At 69.0% G+C, this 7,721-nt stretch carries 5 protein-coding genes; 1 reads left to right on the top strand and 4 read right to left on the bottom strand.

Features of this window, described 5'->3' with window-relative positions; all coding sequences use genetic code 11:
* On the bottom strand, positions 1-313 hold a 313-nt coding region (locus FHT38_RS25555; RefSeq protein WP_310739715.1), incomplete at its 3' end, for a hypothetical protein.
* Between the two features lie 45 nt (positions 314-358).
* Here FHT38_RS25555 and FHT38_RS25550 point away from each other — a divergent pair.
* Positions 359-4,582 carry a type I secretion C-terminal target domain-containing protein gene (locus FHT38_RS25550; RefSeq protein WP_183489774.1) on the top strand — a complete coding sequence of 1,408 codons (4,224 nt, stop codon included), beginning with the start codon at positions 359-361 and terminating at the stop codon, positions 4,580-4,582.
* Positions 4,583-4,703: 121 nt separating this feature from the next.
* Here FHT38_RS25550 and aspS read toward each other — a convergent pair whose 3' ends face one another.
* The 3 genes from aspS to FHT38_RS03020 all read right to left on the bottom strand — a co-directional run bounded on the left by aspS (position 4,704) and on the right by FHT38_RS03020 (position 7,701).
* A complete protein-coding gene (gene aspS / locus FHT38_RS03030) occupies positions 4,704-6,497 on the bottom strand; it encodes an aspartate--tRNA ligase (RefSeq protein WP_091721624.1) in 1,794 nt (597 codons plus the stop codon).
* Positions 6,498-6,661: 164 nt separating this feature from the next.
* Entirely contained in the window at positions 6,662-7,336 is a 675-nt protein-coding gene (locus tag FHT38_RS03025; RefSeq protein ID WP_091721619.1) for a DUF502 domain-containing protein, read from the bottom strand.
* A 20-nt stretch (positions 7,337-7,356) separates the two neighbouring features.
* Positions 7,357-7,701 (bottom strand): FmdB family zinc ribbon protein, encoded by a 345-nt coding sequence (locus FHT38_RS03020; RefSeq protein WP_183489770.1) that lies wholly within the window; start codon positions 7,699-7,701, stop codon positions 7,357-7,359.
* Positions 7,702-7,721: the final 20 nt, after the last annotated feature.

Raw genomic sequence — 7,721 nt, 5'->3', positions numbered from 1 at the left:
TCCGGTTGATCCGGTCGATCCGGTCGATCCGGTTGATCCGGTTGATCCGGTTGATCCGGTTGATCCGGTTGATCCGGTTGATCCGGTTGATCCGGTTGATCCGGTTGATCCGGTCGATCCGGTCGATCCGGTTGATCCGGTTGATCCGGTTGATCCGGTTGATCCGGTTGATCCGGTTGATCCGGTTGATCCGGTCGATCCGGTCGATCCGGTCGATCCGGTGGATCCGGTTGATCCGGTGGATCCGGTCGACCCGGTGGATCCGGTTGATCCGGTCCCTCCCCCGGACGCGCCCCATCTCGCGCTGGTTCACGATTCCGGCCTGTCCGCCACCGACCTCCACACCAACGACGCGCGCGTGAGGATCTCCGGCCTCGCGGACAAGGCGACCTGGCAGTTCAGCCTGGACCTGGGCCTGACCTGGCAGGACGGCCAGGACGACACCATCCCCGCCTCGCAGTTCACGCAGGACGGCGCGCAGACCGTCCTGGCGCGACAGATCAATGCCCAAGGGGCCAGCGAGATCACCACGCTGCGATTCGTCCTCCAGACGCGCGCGGACGATCTCGATCTCTCCTCGACCGCAGGGCTCCAGACGACGGTCACCAGCGTCGTTGACCGCTTCCAGCTGGCGCCGGGCGTCGCCCTCACCGCGACGCAGGACGCGTTGACCGCGCAGGACCTCAGCGCGCTGCGCGTGCGGATCACCGGCGTCGGATTCGACCCGATCAACGACAAGCTCCAGCTGGACCAGGCCCTGGACCTCGACGTCAGCACGGCGAGGGACAACATCGAGATCGGCGGCCTGGCCGGTCTCTCCTACCGCTACGACGCCGACACCGCCAGCCTGTCGATCTGGCGTTCCGACGGCACCGCGCTGACCGGCTCCGACGCCGCGGCGCTGTCCAACGCGATCCGCCTGAGCAACACCATGGGCCGCCCGCGCGAAGGCGAGCGCGTGATCGCGCTGTCCGTGGTCGACCTCGCCGGCAACGTCAGCGCCGAGTCGCAGGTGTCGGTGGTGATGGACAACCACGTGCCCTCGCTGGACCTCAACGGCTTGCTGGCCGGCGTCGACGCCGAGACGGTGATCCACGACCTCGCCACGCCGCAGCCGCTGCTGGCGCCGGGCGGCACGCTGTCCCACACCAATCCGGACGCGACGTTCCAGCAGGTGACGATCGACATCAGCGGCGAGAGCGTCAGCCCGGACGACCATCTCGGCTGTCTGGACGGCGGCGTGATCACCCAGCTGGGCCAGGTCGACCTCACGATCACCGTGGCCGGCGTCCAGTGGCGGGCGATGGCGCTGGCGGATCGCTACCAGTTCGTGCTGGCCGACGGCTCTGCCGCCAGCCTGGCGCAGACGCAGGCCCTGCTGGACTCCCTGCGGCTGATCGACACCTCGCCGCTCGCGCTGGAAGGCCCCCGCTCGTACCAGATCACCGTCACCGACCACCTCGGCCGGACCGGCACGGCCACGAGCCTGTTCATCGTCGACCGCACCGCCCCGGTCATCGACCTCAACGGCCCCGCGCCCGGCCTCGACCGGACGGTGACGGTGTCGCCGGGCCTGCCGATCGCCTTCCCGCTCGCGATGCCGTCCAAGACCGAGATCACCGAGGCCAACGGCATCGTCCGCCTCCAGTTCCGCTTCAGCAGCGAGGTGGGCGGCGCCTTCGTCGCGACCGATGCGGACGACCCCGCCAACGCCGACCGCCTGGAGCGCTTCGGCCTGTATGACCGCGCCGACCCGGAACAGACCGCCGGCATGCTGAGCATGGGGACCGCCTCGTCCGTCGAGGCCACCACCTCGACGCCCGGACTGCGCTACGGCATCACCTGCGAGCGCTCGCCGGACGGCACGGTGCTGTTCACCGTCGTCCCGTCGATGACGCTCACCGCGGACATGACGCGCGCGCTGCTGGAGCAGCTGGCCTACAGCGCGGGCGCGGGCGCCGTGGTGGGCACACGCCATGTCGAGATCACCGCCACCGACCTGGCGGGCAACGTCAGCGCCGTGGCCTCGCAGGTGACGCTGGAGGTGCGGCCCGCCGGCACGCCCGCCATCCTGCTCAGCCGCGACAGCGACTCCGGCCTGTCGCCGTACGACGGCGTCACCTCGGCCAACGGCTCCGCCGCGGCGCCGCTGATCCTCAAGGGCTACGCCGCGGCGGGAGCGACGGTCACGGTGTTCCTCGACGCCGACGGCGACGGCGTGATGGCAGGCAACGAAGTCCTGGGCACGGTCGTGGCGGACGGGAACGGCCGGTGGGAATTGCAGCTCGCCGGCGCCGGGCTCGAGGACGGCGTGTACCGCTTCGGCGCCGTGGCCGATGGCCTGACCTCCGGCGCGCTCGAGCTCACCGTCGACACGCATCCGCCGGCCAGCGTGGTGGCCATCGGCGACACGGTCCAGCCCCGTCCGGTGCTGTCCGGCACGACGGACGCGCGGGTCGAGGTGACCGTCGAGATCGACACCGACGACAACATCGCCAACGGCTACGAGCTACGCTACGTGACCCACTCCGACGCCGCCGGCCAGTGGCGCGTGGACACCGCCACGGCCACGCCGGTGGCGGGCGAACGCCACCGCTTCGACGCCGGCGACCCGGTGCACGTGCGGGTCACGTCGGCCGACCTGGCGGGCAACGTGACGGTGAAGACCGCCGACAGCGTGACCGCGGGCGCCACGTACAGCATCTCCGACTCGCATGTGATCGAAGGCACCGACGGCAGCCGCGAGATGGTGTTCATGGTCACCCGCGACGGCGACCTGAGCGAGGCCGGCAGCGTCCGTTTCGCCGTGGACCGCGGCGCCAGCTCGGCCGGCTCGAGCGGTGCCGCCCTCGCCTCGGCCGCCGACTTCAGCGGCGCCAGCACCGGCCTGCTCAGCTTCGCCGCGGGCGAGACCAGCAAGCTGGTCCGCTTCACGGTGAACGGCGACCACTACCGCGAGGTGAACGAGAAGGTCGTCGTCCGGTTGGAGGACGCGACGGCGGGACGGATCGCCGACGGCCTGGGCATCGGCAACATCAACGAGATCGACGTCAACCGGCTGCAGGCGGCCTACGGCCTGCGCGACCTGAACCCGCACCAGAACGACTTCGCGATCCGGGTGCGGCGCGGTTCCGACAACGCCGAGCAGGACATCGGCTTCGACCTCAATGGCGAGCTCGACCGCACCGCGTTGCTCGACTTCGTCGGCCGCGGCGCCTCGGACAAGGGCTTCGTGACCCAGTGGTACGACCAGTCCGGCAACGGGCGTGACATGACGCAGACGGACCTGGCCAGGCAGGGCGTCATCGTCGACGCGGGACAGGTCGTGCAGCGCGCCGATGGCTCAGCCGCCATCAGCTTCAACAACGGTCGCAACGGCAAGAACAACGACTACATGGTGGCCAACGGCGTCGCGGCGGACGACTGGCGGAGCGTGGCGGTCTACACCAAGGTCCAGTCCGAAGGCACGGGCTTCGGCACGCTGTTCAACCTGGGTGGCACCGACAACGACCGGCTCAGCAGCCATTACCCCGCCTGGAACAACTACTACTTCGACGTCATGACAGCCAGCGGGGATGGTCGCCTCGTGCAGCCGCTGCCGTCGAGCAATGCGCTGCTGGGCCATGCCAATGACGTCGTTTTCGAGGCCCACGCCGGGAACGCGGGCGCCGGCACCGCCTCGCTGAACTACGTCGATGCGAAGCAGGTCATCTTCGAGGAGGGGATCCGGGTGGCCTCCGACGGCACGCTGCCGAGTCAGTTCCCGACCAGTGCGCAGTGGAAGCTCGGCTGGCACGGCAACTGGGCGAATGGCACGGACACCGCCTATTACCAGCAGGCCATGTACAACGAGTTCCTCGTCTTCCTCGACAAGGACGGCACCGCCACGCCGGCCGTGCAGTCGCTGCTGGGCACCGCCGGCAACGACGTGCTGACCTACTCGGGCGAGCGCGAGGTGAGCCGCATCGACGGCCTGCTGGGCCATGACGCGCTGTACGTCTCGGGCGATGCGAACCTCGACTTCGGCGCCTTCTCCGGCGGCGTGAAGGGCCTGGCTCAGGTGTGGATGGACAACGGCGCGGCCAACACGCTGACGCTGACCTCGGCCACGCTGGCGGCCAACGGCGATGCGCCGCTGGTCGTGCAGATGGACGTGGGGGACCGGCTGATCCTCGATGGCCGCGAGTTCCAGCACAGCGGCGACCACCTGGAAACGATGGTCATCGGCAGCCAGCGCAACGACGTGATCGTCGCCAGCTCGCGCAACGACGTGCTGATCGGCGGTGGCGGCGCCGACACCTTCCGCTGGCAGGCCGGCCAGACCGGCCATGACACGGTGCTGGACTACAGCAATGCCCAGGGCGACCGGCTCGACCTGACGCAGCTGCTGCGCGGCGTCCCCGCCGGCGGCGAGGACCGCTTCATCCGCCGCGGCGTCGATGCGCAGGGCCAGGTCGAGCTGTTGATCGACGCCCACGGCAATGGCGACTTCAACCAGCCCGAGCTGACGATCACGCTGGCGGACCTGCGGCCCACCGACACGATCACCGTCCTGACCGGGGCCGGCCAGGCGGTGCTCTGACGACCCGGCGCGGTTGGCGCGGCACGCGCCATGCCGCCGCGAAAACGACAACGCCCCGACGGCCTGAGCCTCAAGGCGTTGTTCCTGGCGACGGTGGCGGGAAGGCCACCGTGCCCGGCGATCAGGCCGAAGCCGCGCCCGGGTTGCGCAGGCGGATGTGCAGCTCGCGCAGCTGCTTCTCGTCCACGTACGACGGCGCGCCGGTCAGCAGGCACTGCGCGCGCTGCGTCTTCGGGAAGGCGATCACGTCGCGGATGGACTCGGCCTTGGTCATCAGCGTGACCAGGCGGTCCAGGCCGAAGGCCAGGCCGCCGTGCGGCGGCGCGCCGTACTGCAGCGCATCCAGCAGGAAGCCGAACTTCACGCGCTGCTCCTCGGGGCTGATGTTGAGCGCCTCGAAGACCTTGGCCTGCACGTCGGCACGGTGGATACGCACCGAGCCGCCGCCCAGTTCCCAGCCGTTGAGCACCATGTCGTAGGCCTTGGCCACGCACTTGCCGGGGTCGGTGACCATCAGGTCCTCATGGCCGTCCTTCGGCGCGGTGAACGGGTGATGGACCGCGGCCCAGCGCTTGTTCTCCTCGTCTTCCTCGAACATCGGGAAGTCGACCACCCAAAGCGGCGCCCACTTGTCCTCGAACAGGCCGGTGGACTTGCCGAACTCGCTGTGACCGATCTTCAGGCGCAGTCCGCCGATGGCGTCGTTGACGATCTTGGCCTTGTCGGCGCCGAAGAAGATCAGGTCGCCGTCCTGGGCGCCGGTGCGCGACAGGATGTCGGCCACGGCCTTGTCGTGCAGGTTCTTCACGATCGGCGACTGCAGGCCCTCGCGGCCCTTGGCCGTCTCGTTGACCTTGATCCAGGCCAGGCCCTTGGCGCCGTAGATCTTCACGAACTCGGTGTAGCTGTCGATCTCGCCGCGGCTCATCGTCGCGCCGCCCGGCACGCGCAGCGCGACCACGCGGCCGCCCGGCGTCGTGGCCGGACCGGAGAAGACCTTGAAGTCGACGTCGCCCATCACGTCGGTCAGCTCGGTGAACTCTAGCTTCACCCGCAGGTCGGGCTTGTCCGAGCCGAAGCGGTGCATGGCCTCGGCGTACTTCATGACCGGGTAGTCGCCCAGCTCGACGTTCAGCGCCTTGCGGAAGACGTGGCGGATCATGCCCTCGAACATCGCGCGGATCTCTTCCTCGTTCAGGAACGAGGTCTCGATATCGATCTGCGTGAACTCGGGCTGGCGGTCGGCGCGCAGGTCCTCGTCGCGGAAGCACTTGGTGATCTGGTAGTAGCGGTCGAAGCCCGCCACCATCAGCAGCTGCTTGAACAGCTGCGGCGACTGCGGCAACGCGAAGAACATGCCGTCATGCACGCGCGACGGGACCAGGTAGTCGCGCGCGCCTTCCGGCGTGCTCTTGGTCAGCATCGGGGTCTCGATGTCGACGAAGCCGTGCTCGTCCAGGAACTTGCGCGCCTCCATCGCCACGCGGTAGCGCAGCATCAGGTTGTTCTGCATGTACGGGCGGCGCAGGTCCAGCACGCGATGCGTCAGGCGCGTCGTCTCGGAGATGTTCTCGTCGTCCAGCGGGAAGGCCGGCGTCACCGACGGGTTCAGCACTTCCAGCTCGTGGCACAGCACCTCGACCTTGCCGCTGACCAGGTTGGCGTTCTCGGTGCCGGCCGGGCGCGCGCGCACCTTGCCGACGATCTTCACGCAGAACTCGTTGCGGACCTCTTCGGCCACCTTGAACATCTCGGGGCGGTCCGGGTCGCAGACGATCTGGACCAGGCCTTCACGGTCGCGCAGGTCGATGAAGATCACGCCGCCATGGTCGCGGCGGCGATGGGCCCAGCCCATCAGGGTCACGGTCTGGTCCAGCAGCTTCTCGCTGACTTGGCCGGCATAGCAGGTACGCATGGAGTTCTCCGGAAATTTCGAGTGTCGGGACGGCGCTGGCGGCGGGGCGTCGATGCGGATCGCAACGCGCGCGGCCGGCGCGGGAAGGACGGATTCAGGGAATGGGCGCTGGCGGGGTCCCGCGGACCCTCAGGACTGAGCGCTTGCCGGGGCGCTCAGCCCGGTCAATTTCGGGCGACCTCGCTCGGCAGGACGATGGCCGGCTCCCCCTGAGGAGCGACCACCCCCATCGAGATGATGTATTTGAGCGCCTCATCGACGCTCATCGCCAAAGGCCGCAATTGCGCGCGGGGCATCATCAGGAAGAAGCCGGAGGTCGGGTTCGGCGTCGTCGGCACGTACAGCGCGACATGCTCCTCCGGCTCCGCGCCGCTGAGCGTGCCCAGCTGCTGGGCCACCTCGCCGCCTGGCTTGCCGGTGACGAAGGCGATGGTCCACGAGCCCTGGTGCGGGTACGGCACCAGCACGGCTTCGCGGAAGGCGTTGCCACTGGAGGAGAACAGCGTGTCCGAGACCTGCTTGACCGAGCTGTAGATGCTCTTGACGATGGGGATCTTGTAGAGCAGCCGGTCCCATTGACGCAGCCACCACTGGCCGAAGATGTTCGCCACGAACATGCCGGTCAGCATCAGCAGCGCGACCATGACGACCACCCCCAGGCCGGGGATGTCATGCAGCTGCTTGAGCGAGGTCTGCGCCGACAGCGGCAGCACCGCGCCGACCGCCGACAGCAGCCAGACGAAGACGCCGTCGATCATGCCGAGGATCCACAGCAGGACCCAGACGGTGATCGCGAGCGGGAGCCAGACCAGCAGGCCGGTGATGATGTACTTTCTCATGCCTGGGTCCGGCCTCGGCGTCAGTGGCAGGCGCAGGAACCGCCGCAGGCGGTGCCCGACGGGGCCGACGTGCCGGAGGAGGACTCGGACGAGGCGGCGGCGGTCCCGCCGGAGGCCGGGGCGGCCTCGCCACCCGCAGCCGGCGCGGCGGCCGGCGACGCCGGTGCGCTGGCGCCGCCCGATCCGCCGCGGAAGTCCGTCACGTACCAGCCCGAGCCCTTGAGCTGGAAACCGGCGGCGGTGACCTGCTTCGAAAAACTCTCCGCGCCGCAGGCGGGGCAGACGGTCAGCGGAGCGTCGGACAGCTTCTGCAGCACGTCTTTGGCGTGGCCGCAGGCGCCGCAGCGATAGGCGTAGATCGGCATTTGAGGGACTACCGGGTCAA

Origin of the sequence: Mitsuaria sp. BK041 (assembly GCF_014193085.1) — a bacterium.
Lineage (GTDB): Bacteria > Pseudomonadota > Gammaproteobacteria > Burkholderiales > Burkholderiaceae_C > Roseateles.
Note: the sequence above shows the minus strand (reverse complement) of the source record. Positions and strands in the feature narration are given on the sequence as shown.

What these genes read in the sequence shown, in the direction of transcription:
- FHT38_RS03025 (WP_091721619.1), bottom strand. Translation starts at nt 7,336, where the DNA reads ATGAGAAAGTACATCATCACCGGCCTGCTGGTCTGGCTCCCGCTCGCG.
- aspS (WP_091721624.1), bottom strand. Translation starts at nt 6,497, where the DNA reads ATGCGTACCTGCTATGCCGGCCAAGTCAGCGAGAAGCTGCTGGACCAG.
- FHT38_RS03020 (WP_183489770.1), bottom strand. Translation starts at nt 7,701, where the DNA reads ATGCCGATCTACGCCTATCGCTGCGGCGCCTGCGGCCACGCCAAAGAC.